The sequence below is a fragment of the Photorhabdus sp. RW14-46 genome (assembly GCF_963887965.1).
GTDB lineage: Bacteria > Pseudomonadota > Gammaproteobacteria > Enterobacterales > Enterobacteriaceae > Photorhabdus > Photorhabdus laumondii.
The window spans coordinates 119,179-137,636 of the sequence record NZ_CAWPHH010000009.1 but is presented as its reverse complement, the minus strand read 5'-3'; the positions used below and the strand labels follow the sequence as shown (position 1 = coordinate 137,636).

The following is an 18,458-nucleotide window of genomic DNA, read 5'->3' as shown; positions in this document are numbered from 1 at the left end:
CAATGAATACAAATAATAAAAAATTTATAGATGTACTCAGCATTGGCTTTGGACCCGCAGGTATCGCATTAGCTTGTATATTTGATGAGAAAAAAATCGAACATCAGTATCAATTGCAAAATAATTTCTTAGCACTTGAAAAAGCAGATTCTTGTGCCTGGCATCCTAATTTATTATTGCCAAGCACCGATATTAATCATCATGTTTATCGGGATTTAGTGACCCCCAGAAACCCACAAAGTCCTTATAGTTTTGCCATGTATTTGAAAGAAAAAAATCGCCTGTTTAAATTTGGCTTATTAGGTCGTCCAGCAAGTCGCTTTGAATGGTCAGATTACATGATCTGGGTTGGACAAAAACTGGAAAATTATGTGCAATACAAAAAAAATGTGACTCATATATATCCGGTTATCAACCGTGGATTACTGGATGGCTTTAGTGTCTCCGGGGAAGATTTTGAGTATGTTACCAATACGCTGATATTATCCAGCGGATCAACGCCATTTACGCCAAAAATGTTTGATAACTTGTTAGGTGATCATGTTTTTCATACCTCTGCATATTTAGAAAAAATAAATAATTTCCAAAATAACATACCCCGAAGATGGATGGTTATTGGTTCTGGTCAAAGTGCCGGCGAAGTGATTGCTGACTTAATCAATAAAAAAGATGATATTGACATTCTTTCACTGCATCGTTCAATCGGCTTTAAGATCGCGCAACTAGGCCAATTCCCCAATCTGGTATTCTTACCAGAAAATATCGAATACTTTAAATCTTTAAGCCCGGAGAACAAAAAAGTATTTTTCGAACACGTTAAAAGTACAAACTATTCAGGCATTGATATTGATGAGAGCCAATCGCTATTTTCAACGATGTATGAAGATGAAGTCATTGGCAAAGAACGTCTTCACATGATGGTCAATTCAGAAATAATTACGATTGACCACTCTCACGAAGAATACCAAATTGTTATTAAAGATACATTTACTGGTGAAGAGACTAACCATATTTGTGACGCTATCGTGTTAGGCACGGGATATTATCAAAACCCGCTACCTGATCTACTGGAAAAATTCGATCAATTTTTGGTAAAAGATTTTGAAGGTGGGCTTACCATCGACAGTGACTATAAAGTGAAATTAAAAAATTGTGGTACCGCTCATCTTTATGTCAATGGCCTTTCAGAACGAACTCATGGTATTAGCGATGCTCAATCTTTTTCCGCAGTCGCGATAAGAGCAGAAAGAATATATGAGTCTATTAAAGCGAATACCGGAACGACTGATGATTACGCTATTTAATTTTTACAGGAGGAGATCAATCAAATGATAGACACAAATGACAGATGGGATATCAGCAAGGAAATCATCTCTTCACTATTTCCTGAGATACATCAACGTAATGATATTATTGAATTCATAAAGAATTCAGTTAACAATCACATTGCTGAGTTGCCGACAATGGGAGTTAATCCTTCACTTTCCAAAACTGATATTTCCCACGCTTTATCAAAATACACCTTTGATGGCAATTTTTCGCCAACAGATGTTTTAAATGATGTATTACACCTTATGGAAAAAGGAATTGTTCATGTCACCAGCCCGCATTATTTTGGGCTATTTAATCCATCATCAACTTTCTGGGGTATTATTTCTGACTTCATTACTGCGCTATATAATCCACAATTAGCGGTCTGGAGTCACGCCCCGGCCTGCGTTGAAATAGAGGAAAAATTAATTAAATATTTTGGTGGCCTGGCAGGGTTTAATGCTGATAATAGCGGAGGCACATTTACTACCGGTGGTGCAGAAGCAAATTGTACTGCGCTTATTTGCGCCCTGACAAAACATTTTCCCGATTATGCCCAACAGGGTTTACAGTCAATAAATGGGCAACCTATTTTTTATATCTCTTCAGATAGCCATCTTGCCTGGTTAAAAATAGCATTACAATCTGGTTTGGGACACAGTGCTGTCAGATTAATAGCGGTTGATCATACAGGAAGAATGGATATTTCAGGTTTAACCCGAGCTATTGATAATGATATAGCGAACGGCAATAAACCTTTCATGATTGTTGGGACCGCTGGAACGACAAATGCAGGTATTATCGATCCGCTGCCAGAGCTTGCCGCTGTAGCAAATAAATATCAGCTATTCTTCCATATTGATGCAGCATGGGCAGGCGCAATCCTGTTAAGTGATCAATATTCTCATCATCTCAAGGGTATTGAACAGGCTGATTCCATTACCATTGACGCCCATAAATGGCTTTCTGCCCCAATGGGTACTGGCATGTTTATATGTGCAGATAAACATATTCTGACAACACCTTTTGCTGTTTCCACCAATTATATGCCAGTTAGTGATGATATTAATTCCGATCCCTACATTCACTCCATTCAGTGGTCCCGACGTTTTAACGGATTAAAACTATTTATGCCTCTGGCTATTCTTGGCCGAACGGGATTTAGCAATATGATTGATTATCAGATCAATCTTGCTGATTATTTAAGATCACAACTGGCGAAAAATGATTGGCAGATATTGAATCCCTCTGCTTTGCCTGTTATTTGTATCCGTGATAATGGAGATTTTGATGTTAATAAAATTTTAGAGAAAGTATTAGAGATTAATCAATGCTGGATCTCAATAACCACCTTTGCCAATACAAAAGCCCTGCGCCTTTGTATATCCAGTTTTAGATCCAGCAAATCAGATATTGATCAGCTTGTCGATACTTTAAATATGGCGCGAAATTCTGTGCCAATGTAAATATCTACTTTCGCTCACATCACCACCGACAACTCTTGAATAAAGAGCGGTGGTTTTTTTTAAGTCTAATTTGCGATCCACACTATGTTCACTGAAATAGGAAAACAGGTTATACCCGTTATCCTTCAAGTTGCCTCTTTGTTGGCTGCGCTCACTCACCCCGGTCACATAGTTATCTATGCTCCCGGGGATTCGCTCCCTTGCCGTCGCGATGCATCTTGAAATCCATTGGGTATATACTGCTTTTCGCCCGATATCTCCGCCCGCATTAGGCCAAGATTTACAGTGAATTTTACTAACAATAACCAATATCTGTGTAAATGCGTTCACCAACCAGACAATTTAGTTCAGCTCATTCAGAACAGATAAAGCCGTCTGCCGGAAACAATCGTAAGCTTCTGCCCAAGGTATTCTACTATGTTCAAAGACCATTGGGATCACAAGTTGTTGATAACATTGCTGATAGATGGGATTACTTCCCAACTCTTCCAATCCAGCTCTCAGTTCATTAATCGACGAAATCTGAAACTGAGGATACTGGCGGCCATAGCGCTGAATATCCTGTTCAATAGTTTGTTGTACAAAACCAGCAAGTTGACGGATATCCACTCCTATTGCATTCACAATGCAGTAGTTATCATGCAGATGACGAACCAGTGACTCGTCATCCTTTCTATCAATATTACGCATAAACGCAGCAGTCCGTCTCAGCATAGCTACCAGCTTTTCAGCTTGAGTGCTGATAATCGTCGTGCAGGGGAACGCTTCAACCGCCCGACCTTTTCCTGTTAGTTGCGTGACAAATGAACGAATATCGCGCCGTTCTGCCGCTTGCAGCAAATCAGACTCCATCAACTCCAGTTTGATAAACGGCCTGAGGTAGGGAACCTGTACAACACGTTGGGGATAGCGGACCGAAATATCATTGTAGCGATATTCATCCCGTGTGATCTTAGGGTTGCTATCGTCAATCCCCAAAAAACCAGATGCTGCAATAGTCGCTGATATCGTCTGAACAATATCCTTTCTGATATTTTTGCGCTGAGATCGGGAGTACTGAACACCCACCAAAAATTCAGGCTGTGGAACCAGTTTGATATCCACATCTTCCGACATCCGATCAAGTGAAATTCCGGCTTTTGCCAACGCTGTTCCACCAGCAAATACCAGTTTATGGGTATCAAACGCTAAAGGCTGTAGCAGACGAAGCAGTTCAACAATATATACCCGTTATCCTTCAAGTTGCCTCTTTGTTGGCTGCACTCGCTCACCCCGGTCACATAGTTACCTATGCTCCCGGGGATTCACTCCCTTGCCGTCGCGATGCATCTTGAAATCCATAGGGTATAGTAATCTTTTTCCACAATAGAAATAGTACCGATACCTAGTACATCGGCAACATCTGCAAATAAACCTGATAAATCATCCATTTAACCGGCTATTCCCCACCGATAACACCCGTTTAAAACGGAATGTGGTTTTAATTTGGGTATAAGCGGGAATCTGTGTTGATTTACCGTCAGTATAGGCAGCAGAAGCTCCATCCAAATGGTATTTCACCTTTAAACGCTCTAACGCTTCAAGAATAACCGCATCAGAGCCTCCCGGAGAAGCAGGCATTATTTTCCCAGTAACGCTATTTTTCCGAGCCTTGGTGTAAACACCGTATCCCACTTTCAGCAATTGACCTTCTTTGACCAAACCGCGCAGTATCCTTCCTACCTGATCATAACCAGCAATATCTTTAAAGTCGTCACGAATGAACACATAACGTTTTGATCGCTTCAAACGCGCCTGAATACGCTCTTTAATAATCATGGGGCTCTCCAGAAATTATGATCGACAAGCGTAGCAAACATACGACATTTTTACTAGCAAACAAACGACATCCAACACTGTAAAATATTAGATCTTTTCCATGAGTTGACTAAACATCAGCAACGAACTGAGCAACAAATAACGCTGCTCAGAAGTCAAACGCAAATAACGACGACTGGCCGGCAATCGGCTGACAATCTCAGAAGCAGCAAAATGTTCCACCTCAAGTTGCCATTGCCCTTGATGAATATTCAATACCAGATCCCGGAAATCCAGCTCTGCTAATGTTTCTCCAATTAATGGATATTGATTGAGTAAATCAATAATCTGTTGCCCATATTCTGCACCATGATAACAGTAATAAGTCACGGTTTTTCGCCGAAATATCCCCTTTATCTTGGCTTTAATAACGATTTTTTCCTTGAGTGAAGTCATTCCCTGCAAACGAAAACAACAACTGACAATATAGGCCAGAAACAGCGTCTTCGGCTTTTCACAAACGTCAATCTGCAATCCATCAGGTAACGTCACTTGCAAACTTTCCGCTGATAAACGCTCACAACAGTAAGGCGATAAATTCTGTTCCAACCGGTTTAGCGTTATACCTGCCTGATAGCCAGTAGGATAGCGGGGTTTATTTAACCGCCGCCAAATACCCTCAATTAAGGGAACGAAGTGGCTCAAGTTGTACCTCCGGCAATTCACCCTTAGTGAAAGTATGTGAAAGTACCTGCTCAACGGGTACGGGTTTAAACGGATTCACCCGTTGTACACAGAGCGTCCAAAACAGGGCATAGCTAGCGGTCAGACCCAACATGATGGCGAATGGAATGTACACATCACCGGGATTCATTCCCGGAGGTGTAATGTGAATAATCGCCAAAATAATTCCTACACTAGAGACAATTTGAGGTAATGGGAAAAAAGGGGATTTATAAGCACGATGTAAATCAGGTCTGCGAATACGCAGTAATATCACAGAACATGTCACCAGCAAATAAGCGACACACCAGGCACATACCGCTGCCAGCACCAAAGGCATAATCCGACTCAAATCACCTTGAATAATAAAGGCATGTAAGCAGGGGATCATTACCGCAACCAAAATCCCAAATATTGGCGTTTTAAAACGTGGATGTAGATAAGCAAAAATACGCGGTAACGCACCATCCAATGCCATACCATAGAGAATACGTGGGACCGCCGCCATCAGGGTATTAATCGTTGCCGCTCCCGCCAATAATAACCCGATACCAATCCAATATTTACCAAAATCCCCCATCACCTGGCCAGCAAAAGCAGGAATGGCCATTGGCGTTTCTAGCAAGCGAACATTATTTTCTACATCCACCAACACATTTTCTACCTGATGACTGATTGACGCCCCATATAGACCCATACAGAAAGCCACCCCACACAGGCCCGTCATCATTGCTCGCGGCAAAACTTTGGCAGAATTTTTAATTTCCGGTGCCATTGGCGTCACTAGTTCACAACCGACAAACATAAACATCGCCATACCTACCAGACTCAGCACTGCCAAGGGATCGCTTACATTAAGCCCCTCACCAAACCAACTCTCCAGCGGCACAGCAAATGGCATTAATAATCCGCAAATACTGAAAATAACCAAAGTACTCCACATGCAGAATGTCAGCACAATTTCGACTTTACCGAACGCTTCAATACCCAACGCATTCAGTAATCCGAACGTAATAACGAGCCCAACACCGACCATCCATGAAGCGTTATGACTTTCCACCATCGTATTAAGGCTGTCAAAATTCACTAATGCCATAATACCTGAGAGGATCGTTTCTGCCGTACCCGCAAAAATATGAACAATCAAATACGCCGAAAGTGCGCCAGTAATTGCCCAGAACCGCCCCATGCCACAAGAAATATAGTCATAAACAGAGCCGGAAGTAGGCAAAATAGCGGCTGCCTCCGCAAACGTCGTCACTTGGGCCTGCATCATGATAAAACTGATCAACATTGCCAGTACGAAAGTGTCACCGCCAATCCCAAAGCCACTGGTCACGGTCAAAATAACCGGGCTCGCCATGATCACCCCGATGGAACTTGCCAGTGCGGTAGGAAATCCCACCACTCCCTTTTCAATATGCGAAGTCAGTCGTGTTGACATATTCATTTATCTTCCCTTTTACTTCCGGTCGTAGAAATAACGCTCACAGCGATTTACTTGTGAATTTTTTGTACAATTTATTGCGGATAAATACACTATAGAAAGTGAAACGGAATACCGACTATCGTCCTGAAGAACGATACCTAAAGGGGGATTCATAGCCGAAAAGCTGTGACGAAAAACACCAGAAAAAAACAAAAATCAAAAATAATCACTTAAATATCAATCAATAAAAAACAGATTACTTAATAAGTGCATTAAGAAATTATTTCAGATATATACCAAAACCTCTATTCTTAACAGGTGATCATCACGGTGAGAAATTTCATTTATTGCAATCTATATCACGTTATTAATATGTTTATTTTGTGTTGATTTTGCATTTTAACTAGCATTCGATTAATCTTCATTATTGATTTATCCAGTTAGATATTATTCTATATCCTATGAATTTCAAGATGCATCGCGGCGGCTAGGGAGCGAATCCCTGGGAGCATAGATAACGATGTGGCCGGGGTGAGAGAGCGCAGCCAACAAAGAGGCAACTTGAAAGATAACGGGTATAAAGGGAGAACTTCCTTGTCTACTGTACTACCGAATAGCCGTGAAAATGCTTTAATCTACAGTTGCTTAAATACCATTGCACATCTGGTTCCTATCTCAGCCGCAGCATTCTATCTGGTGAATAATGAATTACGCCCTGAAAATTACATTCTGTACGGCATCTCAGACGAAACCCACCAGAATTATCTGGCTCATTTTCAGCATTTAGATCCATTAAAACCAGCTAATTATCAACAAGGTGATATTAATATGGTTGGCATGGATCAGAAAACACTGACGAAACATAATAAATATTACCATGAATTTATGCAGCCAAATAATATACAGGACATCGCCGAAATATTTATCCGTCAACACAACCAAATTATTGCCGGCGTCTCTTTATTACGAGATACCCTATTTACACCAAAAGACTTTAACCGCCTCAGTGCTATTCTGCCATTAATTGAATTAGCTGTCAGAGATTTGCTTCCTGAAACACCAACTATTCTGACAGCTAAAGAGCAAGAAATTATTAATTTAATAAGAGAAGGATCAAGTAACAAACGTATTGCACAGATACTTAATATTTCCCTATCTACCGTCAAAACCCACCTGCGCAATATTTTTGCCAAAACAAAAGTGACTAACCGTACTGAACTCGTTTCCAGTGGGTTTATTACTCGGTATTTGTGATTGGTAGGATTTGATAAATTATACCCGTCATCTTTCATTGGCTGTACGCGCTCACCCCGGCCACATAGTTATCTATGCTCCCGGGGATTCACTCCCTTGCCGTCGCGATGCATCTTGAAATCCATAGGGTATATACGGACTTCTGTATCATCAATAATCTGAAAGAAAACGACATAGCGACCATAAGCGCTGCTTCTGACCCCTTTCCCGAGCTCAGGTCTTTCCCTATAAATTGCGGGTGCTTCCGCTAATAACAAGCATTGCTGGTATAACTCTTTGGTAAAGCTGAGCGCTCTTACAGGATTATCTTGTGCAATCCAATCGCCGATTTCTTCAAGGTCGTGTTCTGCCAGAGGCGAAATACTCAGTTTCATTTACCCTGACTACCTTCGGCCATGTTCTTGTATTTTTGCGTAAGGCGGTCAAAAACATCTCCCGCATCTCTACTTTCACCGCTTTGGATGCCAGCCATTATAGCGCTTTTGAGTGATTCAACTTTTACTTGCTGCTCTCGCTCTTCTAACGCACGAAGACCGGCGCGAATGACTTCGCTTGTATTGTTATAACGACCGCTATCAATCTGATTGCGGATAAATGCTTCAAAATAAGGGCTTAGTGCTACACTTGTCGGCATAGTCATGCCTCCACTGTTTTTAATATCTATTAATAACTATTAGTATAATTTAGAGGCATCATTTCGGCAATTTTTGACAGGCAAGAGACTTAATTATTTCCCGATATTGGTGATTTCACCTCATGTTGACAAAATACCAGGCGAAAAGCTCAGAATGAGTCAAATGACATTGCTATTTGCCTCATTTGATGAGTAGAATAAAAGCCTTATTTGACTCACAGGTGAAGCAAAGCCAATGTGGATATGGGAACAACCGAACTGGCCGAAATTCCATTGGAATGCCGATACTATTGCACCATTACTGCGAGATGTGCACTTCAACCAAGGATTGTTATTAGGCAAATCTGATTATGAAGACACCAAGCAAGCAACGCTTGATAGCCTTCTATCTAGCATACTCTATTCAAGTGAAATTGAAGGCGAAAGATTGAATGCGGCTTCGATACGTTCATCATTGGCAAACAGACTAGGCATTACGGAAGAAAAACCTTATCCAATCATAGAGAAGAGTGACGGCATTACAGAGGTTGCCCTTGATGTGATAGAAAATAGCCACTCCGATTTAACCCTTGAGCGTATCCTCAGATGGCATCAGTTGATATTCCCTGAAGGTTATACCATGTTCAATCCGATACAAGGAGGTAAATTACGCAAAGGGATGATAGAAGTGATATCCGGTCGTTTAGATAAGCCAACCGTTCACCTTGAAGCGCCACCGCCAGAAAGAATGGTCGACGAAATGCCCCAATTTATAGAGTGGTTCAACCAATCCCGAACAGATGCCAGTCTCGATCCCATCATCAGAGCAGCAATTGTTCATTTATGGTTTGTAACAATTCACCCTTTAGAAGACGGAAACGGGCGCATTACTCGATTTCTAACAGACCTTGCGCTTGCTCAAGCCGAAAACCGCTCAATCCGTTTCTATGCAATGTCGGTAAGTATTTGTCATCATCGTAAGGCGTATTACGAACTCCTTGAAAATACTCAACGTGGCGGCTTGGATATTACTGATTGGTTGGTTTGGTTTCTGAAAATATTGAATGAGACCTTAATAAACAAACTGCAAGAAATTAATCAGGTTGTGCAAAAAGCTAAGTTTTGGCAGCGAATAGACCAGACTCAACTTACCGCAGAGCAAACTAAGGTGCTAAACCGTATGCTGGACGGCCATTTTGAGCAAGGCATTAGCAGCAGCCAATATCAAAAGGTGGCGAAGGTAAGTCGCGCCACTGCAACCAGACACTTGGCACATTTGGTTGAGCTAAATTGTTTAGAAAGCACCGGGGCCGGTGGTCGTAGCACTCGTTACGTTATTAATCACAAAGGTTGAATCAATGCCAGTGATGACCTTAGGTTTGACAATGGCCCCTTTCAATCAAGGGGCCTTGCTTATTTTGATCCGAATATCAAATCAATAGCGAACCATCACGGATTTCAATTCAGTATAATGCTCAATAAAGGCGCTACCGAATTCACGACCTATACCTGAGGATTTGGTGCCACCAAATGGTAATGCCGGATCGAGGAATGTATGCATATTAACCCAAACAGTTCCTGCTTCGATACGTGGGATCATGCGCATGGCTTTGCTGAGATCATTGGTCCACAAACTCGCCGCTAAACCAAACGGAGTGCTATTCATCAAGCCAACCAGCTCTTCCTCATCGTTATAGCTGAGGAAAGTCCCAACAGGACCAAATGTCTCTTCCTTCATCAATGAATCTTCAGGGCTGTTAGCACGAATCACGGTTGGTGCCACAAAGAAACCCGGTCCGGCCAGAGCATGACCACCGTAAACAATCTCACTGCCTTCTTGACGCGCTTGCTCAAACAGGGACAAGATCTTGTCATAGTGTGCTTTGTTTGCCAACGGACCCATTTCTGTTGAGTCATCCAGAGGCGAGCCAATTTTCATTGCCGCGAGTCTTTCAGACAACAATTTCAGCACATCATCCATATGGCTTGCGGGAATATAGAAACGTTCCGCTGCCGCACAAATCTGCCCTTGATTGAGATAACCGGCTTCCAGAATACCATCGACAATTTTTTCAACAGACATGTCCGCTAAAAACGCCGCACCGTTCTTGCCACCCAATTCCAACGTGGCGCGAGTCAATCCCTGTTCCATTGCTGATTTACCAACAGCAATACCCGTTGGCACCGATCCGGTGAAAGTCACCTTGGCGCATAACGGATGACCTATCAGTGCAGGCCCAAGCACCGAACCGGAACCATTAATCACATTAATGACACCATCAGGAATACCCGCTTGTTTGGCTAATTCAGCCACTCTGAGCATGGTCAACGGGGTGTATTCACTGGGTTTCAACACAATGGTACAGCCGCAAGTCAGTGCAGCCGCCATTTTCCAGATGGCAATCATGATGGAGAAATTCCACGGAATAATCCCTACCACAACACCAATCGGCTCGCGACGGGTAAACGCCGTGTATTGTTCACCCTTAAAAGAGGGCAAAGAGACATTCAAGGTTTCGCCACTGATCTTACTTGACCATCCGGCAAAATAACGCAGGAATTGAGCAGAAGAATCAATTTCCAGCATACGGGATAACTGGATGGTTTTACCGGAGCAAAGGGTTTCTAACTGCGCCAACTCTTCCCGATGTGCCAGTAATAGATCTGCCAGACGATTCAGGCAATGACCGCGCTCCATCGGTGAAGTTTGGGCCCATACCCCATGAAATGCCGCCTGTGCCGCTTGCATAGCAGCATTAACTTCCGCTTTACCGCCTTGATTAACAGTTGCAATGATTTCATCAGTCGCAGGATTTATGACAGAAAATGTTTCACTCCCCTGACCACTGACTGGCTGACCATTAATATAATGCCCATGATTGTGTTGCAAAAAGGCCATCACTGGCTGTAATAAGTTTATATCACTCATTATTTACCTCTATAAAATATACCCGTTATCTTTCAAGTTGCTTCTTTGTTGGCCGCACTCACTCACCCCGGTCACATAGTTACCTATGCTCCCGGGGATTCGCTCCCTTGCCGTCGCGATCCATCTTGAAATCCATTGGGTATAAGTGTTTTTTAACCTTTATTACAAGCCAGATAATGCTTCACAAAACGGTCAGCGGTGATTTCCCACAGTACTTCCGTTCCTTTCCGCGCAAACCAGGAATCTCCCGGATGATATTCAACGGTTTCACCGCTCTTCACGTCGGTCAATTTTACCGAACCTTCTGTCACGGTTGCGTGCTCATCAAACGGATACACCATACTGAACTTGCCATGAGTACAAGCGAAAATACCACATGTCAGGTTATCCGTTGGTTCACCAAATATCAGTGCCATACTGGCCTGCGGATCGCTTTCCAACACAGTCGCTCCCAGATTGCTTACGCTACCAATGTCCAATAATTCAGGCAGGGATTTGTTCAGTAAAAGTGATTTAATCATAATGTTCTCGCTCCAAATAAAATAATTTATGAATTGCCCAATGAATACTATTGATATCAATAAATTAACGGCGACCTTTCCAATACCCTGACGTTTGATGCCAAATTTTGCCCGCTGATACCATCAGATGTCGCAACTTATCTTTGCCAATAATATTCGCATGAGGAATTGAACTCATCAGGTCATAACGTTCAGATCCTTCACTCATTCCTTCAGCCAACACTTTACAAACGATATGGCTTGGAGTGACCCCAAAACCGGAATATCCCTGCACATAGAACACATTATTGTGCTGCGGCAAAGAGCCAATCTGTGGGAACAAGTTTGCACTGCAACACAACGGCCCTCCCCATGCCAGTTCAACTTTCACATCTTTCAAATAAGGGAAAACTTTCAGCATCAAGTGGCGGTTCCAGGCTTTCAAATCAGATGGGATATGCTCAATGAAAGGGGTTGCACTACCGAACAAGAGACGGTTTTCTTTCGTCACACGGAAGTAATCAATAACCGGACGAATATCACTGTATGCACCGCGAATTGGGCTGATTCTCTCAATCAAATCATCCGGCAACACTTCTGTCATTAATTGGAAGGCATAAGTGTTAACCACCTTTTTATAAATATATGGCTCAAGACCACTATTAAGAAAGGCGTTACAGGCCCACAGCATTTTATTAGCACGAACCGATCCCATCGCGGTACGAACCGTTACTCTGGGACCATATTCAATATTCAGTACCTGGCTGTTCTCAAAGAGCTTTACGCCCAAATCTGTCGCAGCCTTTGCCTCTCCTAACAACAGGTTTAGGGAATGAACATGCCCTCCCCCCATATGCTTCAACACGCAAGTATAAGCATCAGAACCAATCACCTTTTTCACATCAGCGCCAGTGTAAAGCTCAATCTCTTCATCAGGAGAAACCGCCTTAAAATCTTGCAACCAGCTACGTAACGTCTTTTCCTGCCTCTTATTCATGCCAAGATAGCCATAACCACGGCAGAGATCCGCATCAATATTATATTTAGCGATACGATCACGAATGATGCCAGCACCCAGATTGCTGATCTGAAAGATCGTTTCTAACCCTCGCTCACCAATATGCCGTTTGATCACCTCCAGATCATGACCGATACCCGCCATAACCTGACCACCATTACGACCTGTACTGCCATAGCCAAGATGACGGCTTTCCAAGATCGCAATATTGGTGATACCTTTTTCCGCCAGTTCAAGGGCAGTATTGATACCGGAAAATCCACCGCCGATAATCACGACGTCTACATCCAGATCTTCTTGTAATGCGGGAAAACGAAGATCATATTTCTTGGTCGCAGCGTAATAAGTTAATGAATCAAGATGATTGTTCATGTGATAGCCCGTTATCTTTCAAGTTGCCTCTTTGTTGGCTGCACTCTCTCACCCCGGTCACATCGTTCGCTATGCTCCCGGAGATTCGCTCCCTTGCCGTCTCGATACATCTTGAAATCCATAGGGTATAGCCCGATTAGCATCCAACATAATCACCGGATTATCTGTAGCGCAGAGTCACATCGCCATGTCCCCTTAGGGATATTTGCAACACAGTTTTAGCATTTGTGACTTAGGCAAAATAACGGACAGGAGGCATCATAAACAGGCTAAAAAGTTCTGCTTGTGATCTGATTTGTAGCTTTTGATAAATATTTTTCCGATGGTTTTTCACCGTTCCCGTACTGATAAAAAGTTTCTCGGCAATCTGTGGTGAACCTTTACCTTGCAATATCAACTCCACAATCTCACATTCTCTCGGAGTCAAGGCATAACGAGTCTGAGTATCCAGACAAACCATCTCAGCAGCGGGTGGTTGCTGAGTCATATCATCATGTAATCGCGCCACACTGCGGATAATTTCCAGTGCAGTTTTCAGGTTTTCCCAATGTGGTTTCTGGATGAAAAATGGCTGATTTTCCTTACCAAAAAACAGGCCAAGCTGCCTCTGGGGAGAGAGCTTCAATAACACCCCCGTCTCATCCTGCCAACCGGTCTTACGATAAAAATTCAGATAATAATCAGTATGATAAAACCCTGAAGGGACAAGTTCCCGTAAGGTAAATAGATCAGTGTCAGCCCCATCTATCAAGGCTTGATAGAATGGATCTTGCAGATAAGCACCCTGTTGATAAATCTGATTTATTGCATCACTGTTTTTCTTCTCGGTTTTACTCAAACAACGCGGAGAAGAACCTTGCTCGAAGGCATAGACAATAGCATTATCAAAAGTAATAAATTGTTCCAGCCAAGTCAGTAAATTAGGATAAAATTCACTGGTTGCCACCGACTCAATCACTGTTGATAATCTATCTACATGAATATCCATTCAAGCCCTCGCAATTATTCATAAATTAATAATAAATCCGAAGCAGATATAGCCCGCCAATTCCATAGCGAACCTATATAAAAATCACACTAAAACTAGCTCCACAACTCAACTATCGTTTATGTGTTAATCAAATCACAATTATGAAACATTTTACTAATTATTTATGAGAGCACTCACCCAGATCTAAGATTTTGTCACGGAATAGACGTTTTAACTGGATTATGCTCATTTTTTATATCACTTTCTCTAGCAAGGAGTAAAAATGACCACCAAAAAAATTATTCTTGATTGCGATCCGGGACATGATGATGCCATTGCGATGTTATTGGCGCATGGCAACCCTAATATTGAGCTATTAGCCGTCACGACGGTTGTCGGGAATCAGACACTGGATAAAGTCACTCGCAATGCGCTGGCGATAGCGCATATTGCCGGTATTACCGGCGTGCCCTTTGCCTCAGGCTGTCATCGGCCACTCGTTCGCGATATCGAAACGGCATCGGATATTCACGGCGAATCTGGTCTGGGTGGCGTGAAGTTGCCTAAACACTCTCGAACACTTGATCCCCGCCACGCAACGGATCTGATCATTGATACCATCATGTCTCACCCGCCCAAAACGGTGACTTTAGTCCCCGTTGGCAGCTTAACTAATATTGCTCTCGCCGTCCGTAAAGCACCGCAGATCGTTGAGCGGGTAAAAGAAGTGGTATTAATGGGGGGTGGATATCACACCGGCAACAGAAGTGCAGTGGCAGAATTCAATATCAAAACCGATCCGGAAGCCGCACATATTGTTTTCAATGAAAAATGGCCGCTGACCATGGTCGGTCTTGATCTGACACATCAAGCTCGCGCCACACCAGAAATCACCAAAGCAATTTCACGTATCAATACCAAAGTGTCTCGGTTTGTCGTAGAACTACTGGATTACTATGGTCAACGTTATCAAGAGAGACATGGTTTCAACTGCCCGCCAATACATGATCCTTGTGCCGTCGCCTATGTTATTGATCCTACAGTGATGACAACGCAAAAAGTCCCCGTCAATATTGAACTGAACGGTACCTTAACCGTAGGAATGACAGTGGCGGATTTCCGTTACCCGCCAACAGAAGATTGCCATACCCAAGTTGCTGTCAAACTCGATCAACAGCGATTCTGGCAATTGATTATTGATGCATTGAAAAACATCGGCGATACCTGCGATTAAGATGGAAAATAACCACAGGTAGGGAACGATTATTAAAGCCGTTATTTTCACTCTTAAACGGCTTTTAACACCGCTCGAAGTCGCGGATAACGACGAGCCAAACGCCAACGCAATCTAAATCCACGGGCATTTTTCCAGATCATTGACCAAATACCGCGCTCAAACAATTCATGAACGATTTGTTGTTTTATCGTAGAGGATTCTATCTCATTAATGGTATGCAAAATCCCTAGCCCCTCTTTCGCAATTTGCCAATGACATGCCGGCACCTGCTTGACTTGCTGTGGATAGCGCTGATTAATCTTATTCAGCATCTCCACGATTTTCATATAGTGATGTGCTGTTCTTACCTTAATACGATCATCCGCAGGAACATGGGACACCGAAGCGGCGTGAATCAGATAATCATAAAAAGATTCATCAATATATTGCACCCGATTTGCCGTCAACAAGAGTTCTGTTGTCCACGGAATATCCTGATGATGCAACCCCGGTTCAAACTGATAATGATGTTTTGTCAGAAAAGCCCGTTTATAGATATTCAGCCAAGTTACATGCAAGAATTTGCGTGAACTCAGTGCTTGTTGCAACCATTCTGGTCCGCTCAGAACCGCGGTAGAAGAGAGGCGATCGGAAGGAAAAATCTTTCGAGCAGGCCGACCATCATCATAAACATAATGACCGTTGCAAGTAGCAATATCCAAATCATTATTTTGAGCAATCTCTAACAGCCGGTTATACATACCCGGATAAATGACATCATCAATATCAGGAAAAGCCACATAATCACCTCTGGCTTTCACTAACCCCGTATTACGGGCAACAGAAACCCCTTGATTCTTCTGCGCGATAATTTCTATCTTTGGGAATTTTTTGGCATATTGCTCAATAATCTGGCGACTATTATCCGTTGAACCATCATCAACCAAAATTAATTCAAAATTAGCTAGCTTTTGCCGAGATAAATTAACAAAAAACTGCGGTAAAAACCGCGTTCCATTATAAATAGATACGACAATACTGAGTTTTAGTGATATAGACATAAAATCAATATATTCCTTTAGCCCAAAAGTGTTACTTTTTTATATTGACATCATCTAAATAGTTATCAGGAAAATAATTTCCACATATAAATATAAAACCAATAAATATTTATTACCTTTACATTATACCTAAAAATAAAATAATAATAATTTTTACCACTCAAACTTACCGACAGACGAAACTTTCACCAATATTACCCCTGAAACCAATAATAGTTCAACCGCAGTTAAACAATTACTCACTACATTTCACATTAACTAATGTAATGATGTTATTGTTCTTGAAATCCATTGGATATAGTAAAAAGCAGATAATAATGTGGGGTTTTACCGGACCCTGGATTTTTATCTTCCACTCCTAGAAAAGGAATCTAATATTATGAAAAAACAGGAAAAAACAACCTCCCGGGCAATTATCGCCGCCAGCATGCTGACGCTGATAACGGGCTGTAGCCATATGGAAAAAATCCATATGCCAGAAAAAAATAAACCTGTCCTTTCTACTAAGCTGAACATCCATCAGCCAACATCGATTATTGTTCCTGTCACTATCTCCGGTAAAAAATATCAATTCTTGCTGGATACCGGTGCCAGTTATACCTTCATCGATAATAAGCTGGCAAAAACGCTGACACAAACCACACCAGAATCAAAAATACCGGTTACATTCCACCGTATGTTGTCCGATGGACTGGTTACAACCAGTGAAAAACGCTTACACAAAGCTGACCTAACATTATGGCAACCTCTGGCGATTACCCTCGGTAATCATACAGTGCCGGGCTCCGATCCCTGGATTGGCATTGACATGAGTCTCTTTAATCAGTCCATTGGTCAGGAGCTGGATGGTATTCTCGGCATTGATACTTTTCGTCAGCTAAACTGGGAAATAAATAACCTGAACCACACATTGACAGTATGGCGACATGCACCTTCAATCCTAAATTATCAACAATGTGAACCTTACAGTGATAGCTACGGCAAATCTCCCGCAATCCAAGTTTCTAATGTCGTTTTTAATATAGATACCGGGGCCGATTACAGCTATGTTGCTCAGGAATTTATTGAATATCTGAAAAAAGAGCACAAAGATAAAATTTCTGAAGGAACCAGTGTCAAATACGCGTCCGCTAGTGGGCTTGATAGTAGTAAAGAGTATCTGATTGATGGCTTTTATTTACAGCAACTGCCGGTAGGTCGTCTGAGAATTGGCGAAAATAAAAGTGGTCTCTACAATCTCGGTATGAGTTTCTTCTCACGTTTTGATAATTATCTGTTTATCCCAAATAAAATGCTGCTCTGTTTTAACGCTAAAAATTTCACCCGTTATGACAGTCCATTACTTCGCACAATTGCAATCCGTTATTTTAATAACAAAGTAGAGATATTTTACAACGATCCCAAAGATATCGAAAAATTTGGATTAAAGAACGGTGATATTGTACTGGAAGTTAATGGTCAACAAGCCCTTCCTAAGGATATCACCTATCTTCGTAATCAGTTGTCAGAAACACCATCGGGTAAATTGACAATAAAAATTGAACGAGATAACACCCAGAAAATTATAACTATTTAATAAAGCCATTTATTGAGGGAGATATATACCCGTCATCTTTCAAGTTGCTTCTTTGTTGGCTGCACTCTCTCACCCCGGTCACATAGTTATCTATGCTCCCGGGGATTCGCTCCCTTGCCGCCGCGATGCATCTTGAAATCCATAGGGTATAGGTTCTTCCTCAATAAACTTATTTTTCAATTTATCGTCAACCCATTCGTTCGACTTTATTTAAGGTTAGCAT

General features: G+C 42.1%; 18 protein-coding genes and 1 pseudogene. 6 read left to right on the top strand and 13 right to left on the bottom strand.

Features of this window, described 5'->3' with window-relative positions:
* The first annotated feature begins 2 nt into the window (after window positions 1-2).
* Window positions 3-1,304, top strand: a complete 1,302-nt coding sequence (locus tag AACQ38_RS10445; RefSeq protein WP_165578065.1) for a SidA/IucD/PvdA family monooxygenase — start codon at window positions 3-5, stop codon at window positions 1,302-1,304.
* 24 nt (window positions 1,305-1,328) lie between these two features.
* On the top strand, window positions 1,329-2,777 hold the full coding sequence (locus AACQ38_RS10440; RefSeq protein WP_011148366.1) for a pyridoxal phosphate-dependent decarboxylase family protein: 1,449 nt from the start codon (window positions 1,329-1,331) through the stop codon (window positions 2,775-2,777).
* Here the strand turns inward: AACQ38_RS10440 and AACQ38_RS10435 are convergent.
* The 6 genes and pseudogenes from AACQ38_RS10435 to AACQ38_RS10410 all read right to left on the bottom strand — a co-directional run bounded on the left by AACQ38_RS10435 (window position 2,745) and on the right by AACQ38_RS10410 (window position 6,747).
* Entirely contained in the window at window positions 2,745-3,107 is a 363-nt protein-coding gene (locus AACQ38_RS10435) for a hypothetical protein (protein ID WP_165578064.1), read from the bottom strand. The two genes, AACQ38_RS10440 and AACQ38_RS10435, sit on opposite strands and share 33 nt — an antisense overlap.
* A gap of 12 nt (window positions 3,108-3,119) precedes the next feature.
* Window positions 3,120-4,001, bottom strand: a pseudogene (locus tag AACQ38_RS10430) (nucleotidyl transferase AbiEii/AbiGii toxin family protein); the annotation flags it as partial.
* Between the two features lie 80 nt (window positions 4,002-4,081).
* The gene (locus AACQ38_RS10425; RefSeq protein WP_255562325.1) at window positions 4,082-4,207 is read right to left on the bottom strand and encodes a hypothetical protein; all 126 of its coding nucleotides are present in this window, start codon (window positions 4,205-4,207) and stop codon (window positions 4,082-4,084) included.
* Window positions 4,200-4,595 (bottom strand): DUF6088 family protein, encoded by a 396-nt coding sequence (locus AACQ38_RS10420; protein ID WP_011148368.1) that lies wholly within the window; start codon window positions 4,593-4,595, stop codon window positions 4,200-4,202. Before AACQ38_RS10420 ends, AACQ38_RS10425 begins: the two co-directional genes overlap by 8 nt.
* Window positions 4,596-4,682: 87 nt before the next feature.
* Entirely contained in the window at window positions 4,683-5,279 is a 597-nt protein-coding gene (locus AACQ38_RS10415; protein WP_202926172.1) for a DUF3156 family protein, read from the bottom strand.
* Entirely contained in the window at window positions 5,254-6,747 is a 1,494-nt protein-coding gene (locus tag AACQ38_RS10410; protein ID WP_113026258.1) for an APC family permease, read from the bottom strand. The genes AACQ38_RS10415 and AACQ38_RS10410 overlap by 26 nt, the downstream gene beginning before the upstream one ends.
* Window positions 6,748-7,320: 573 nt before the next feature.
* Between AACQ38_RS10410 and AACQ38_RS10405 the strand changes: the two genes are divergently transcribed.
* Window positions 7,321-7,980, top strand: a complete 660-nt coding sequence (locus tag AACQ38_RS10405; RefSeq protein ID WP_112872169.1) for a response regulator transcription factor — start codon at window positions 7,321-7,323, stop codon at window positions 7,978-7,980.
* A 68-nt stretch (window positions 7,981-8,048) separates the two neighbouring features.
* Here AACQ38_RS10405 and AACQ38_RS10400 read toward each other — a convergent pair whose 3' ends face one another.
* Window positions 8,049-8,354 (bottom strand): type II toxin-antitoxin system RelE/ParE family toxin, encoded by a 306-nt coding sequence (locus tag AACQ38_RS10400; RefSeq protein WP_165578063.1) that lies wholly within the window; start codon window positions 8,352-8,354, stop codon window positions 8,049-8,051.
* The gene (locus tag AACQ38_RS10395) at window positions 8,351-8,614 is read right to left on the bottom strand and encodes a type II toxin-antitoxin system ParD family antitoxin (protein ID WP_040148927.1); all 264 of its coding nucleotides are present in this window, start codon (window positions 8,612-8,614) and stop codon (window positions 8,351-8,353) included. The genes AACQ38_RS10400 and AACQ38_RS10395 overlap by 4 nt, the downstream gene beginning before the upstream one ends.
* A gap of 235 nt (window positions 8,615-8,849) precedes the next feature.
* On the opposite strand from AACQ38_RS10395, the gene AACQ38_RS10390 reads away from it, so the two are divergent.
* Window positions 8,850-9,947, top strand: coding sequence for a Fic family protein (locus AACQ38_RS10390; RefSeq protein ID WP_011148379.1), 1,098 nt, complete (start codon window positions 8,850-8,852; stop codon window positions 9,945-9,947).
* An 81-nt stretch (window positions 9,948-10,028) separates the two neighbouring features.
* Here AACQ38_RS10390 and AACQ38_RS10385 read toward each other — a convergent pair whose 3' ends face one another.
* The 4 genes from AACQ38_RS10385 to AACQ38_RS10370 all read right to left on the bottom strand — a co-directional run bounded on the left by AACQ38_RS10385 (window position 10,029) and on the right by AACQ38_RS10370 (window position 14,400).
* A complete protein-coding gene (locus AACQ38_RS10385) occupies window positions 10,029-11,522 on the bottom strand; it encodes an aldehyde dehydrogenase family protein (RefSeq protein ID WP_109791861.1) in 1,494 nt (497 codons plus the stop codon).
* Between the two features lie 152 nt (window positions 11,523-11,674).
* A complete protein-coding gene (locus AACQ38_RS10380; protein WP_165578062.1) occupies window positions 11,675-12,043 on the bottom strand; it encodes a cupin domain-containing protein in 369 nt (122 codons plus the stop codon).
* 64 nt (window positions 12,044-12,107) lie between these two features.
* Entirely contained in the window at window positions 12,108-13,412 is a 1,305-nt protein-coding gene (locus AACQ38_RS10375; protein ID WP_113026264.1) for an NAD(P)/FAD-dependent oxidoreductase, read from the bottom strand.
* A gap of 232 nt (window positions 13,413-13,644) precedes the next feature.
* Window positions 13,645-14,400 carry a helix-turn-helix transcriptional regulator gene (locus AACQ38_RS10370; RefSeq protein ID WP_165578061.1) on the bottom strand — a complete coding sequence of 252 codons (756 nt, stop codon included), beginning with the start codon at window positions 14,398-14,400 and terminating at the stop codon, window positions 13,645-13,647.
* A 265-nt stretch (window positions 14,401-14,665) separates the two neighbouring features.
* Here AACQ38_RS10370 and uriH point away from each other — a divergent pair, with 265 nt between their 5' ends.
* Window positions 14,666-15,616, top strand: coding sequence for a uridine-preferring nucleoside hydrolase UriH (gene uriH, locus AACQ38_RS10365; RefSeq protein ID WP_011148384.1), 951 nt, complete (start codon window positions 14,666-14,668; stop codon window positions 15,614-15,616).
* 53 nt (window positions 15,617-15,669) lie between these two features.
* Here the strand turns inward: uriH and AACQ38_RS10360 are convergent, their stop codons facing one another.
* The gene (locus tag AACQ38_RS10360) at window positions 15,670-16,659 is read right to left on the bottom strand and encodes a glycosyltransferase (RefSeq protein WP_113049684.1); all 990 of its coding nucleotides are present in this window, start codon (window positions 16,657-16,659) and stop codon (window positions 15,670-15,672) included.
* 379 nt (window positions 16,660-17,038) lie between these two features.
* Here AACQ38_RS10360 and AACQ38_RS10355 point away from each other — a divergent pair, with 379 nt between their 5' ends.
* Entirely contained in the window at window positions 17,039-18,235 is a 1,197-nt protein-coding gene (locus AACQ38_RS10355; RefSeq protein ID WP_165578060.1) for an aspartyl protease family protein, read from the top strand.
* Window positions 18,236-18,458: the final 223 nt, after the last annotated feature.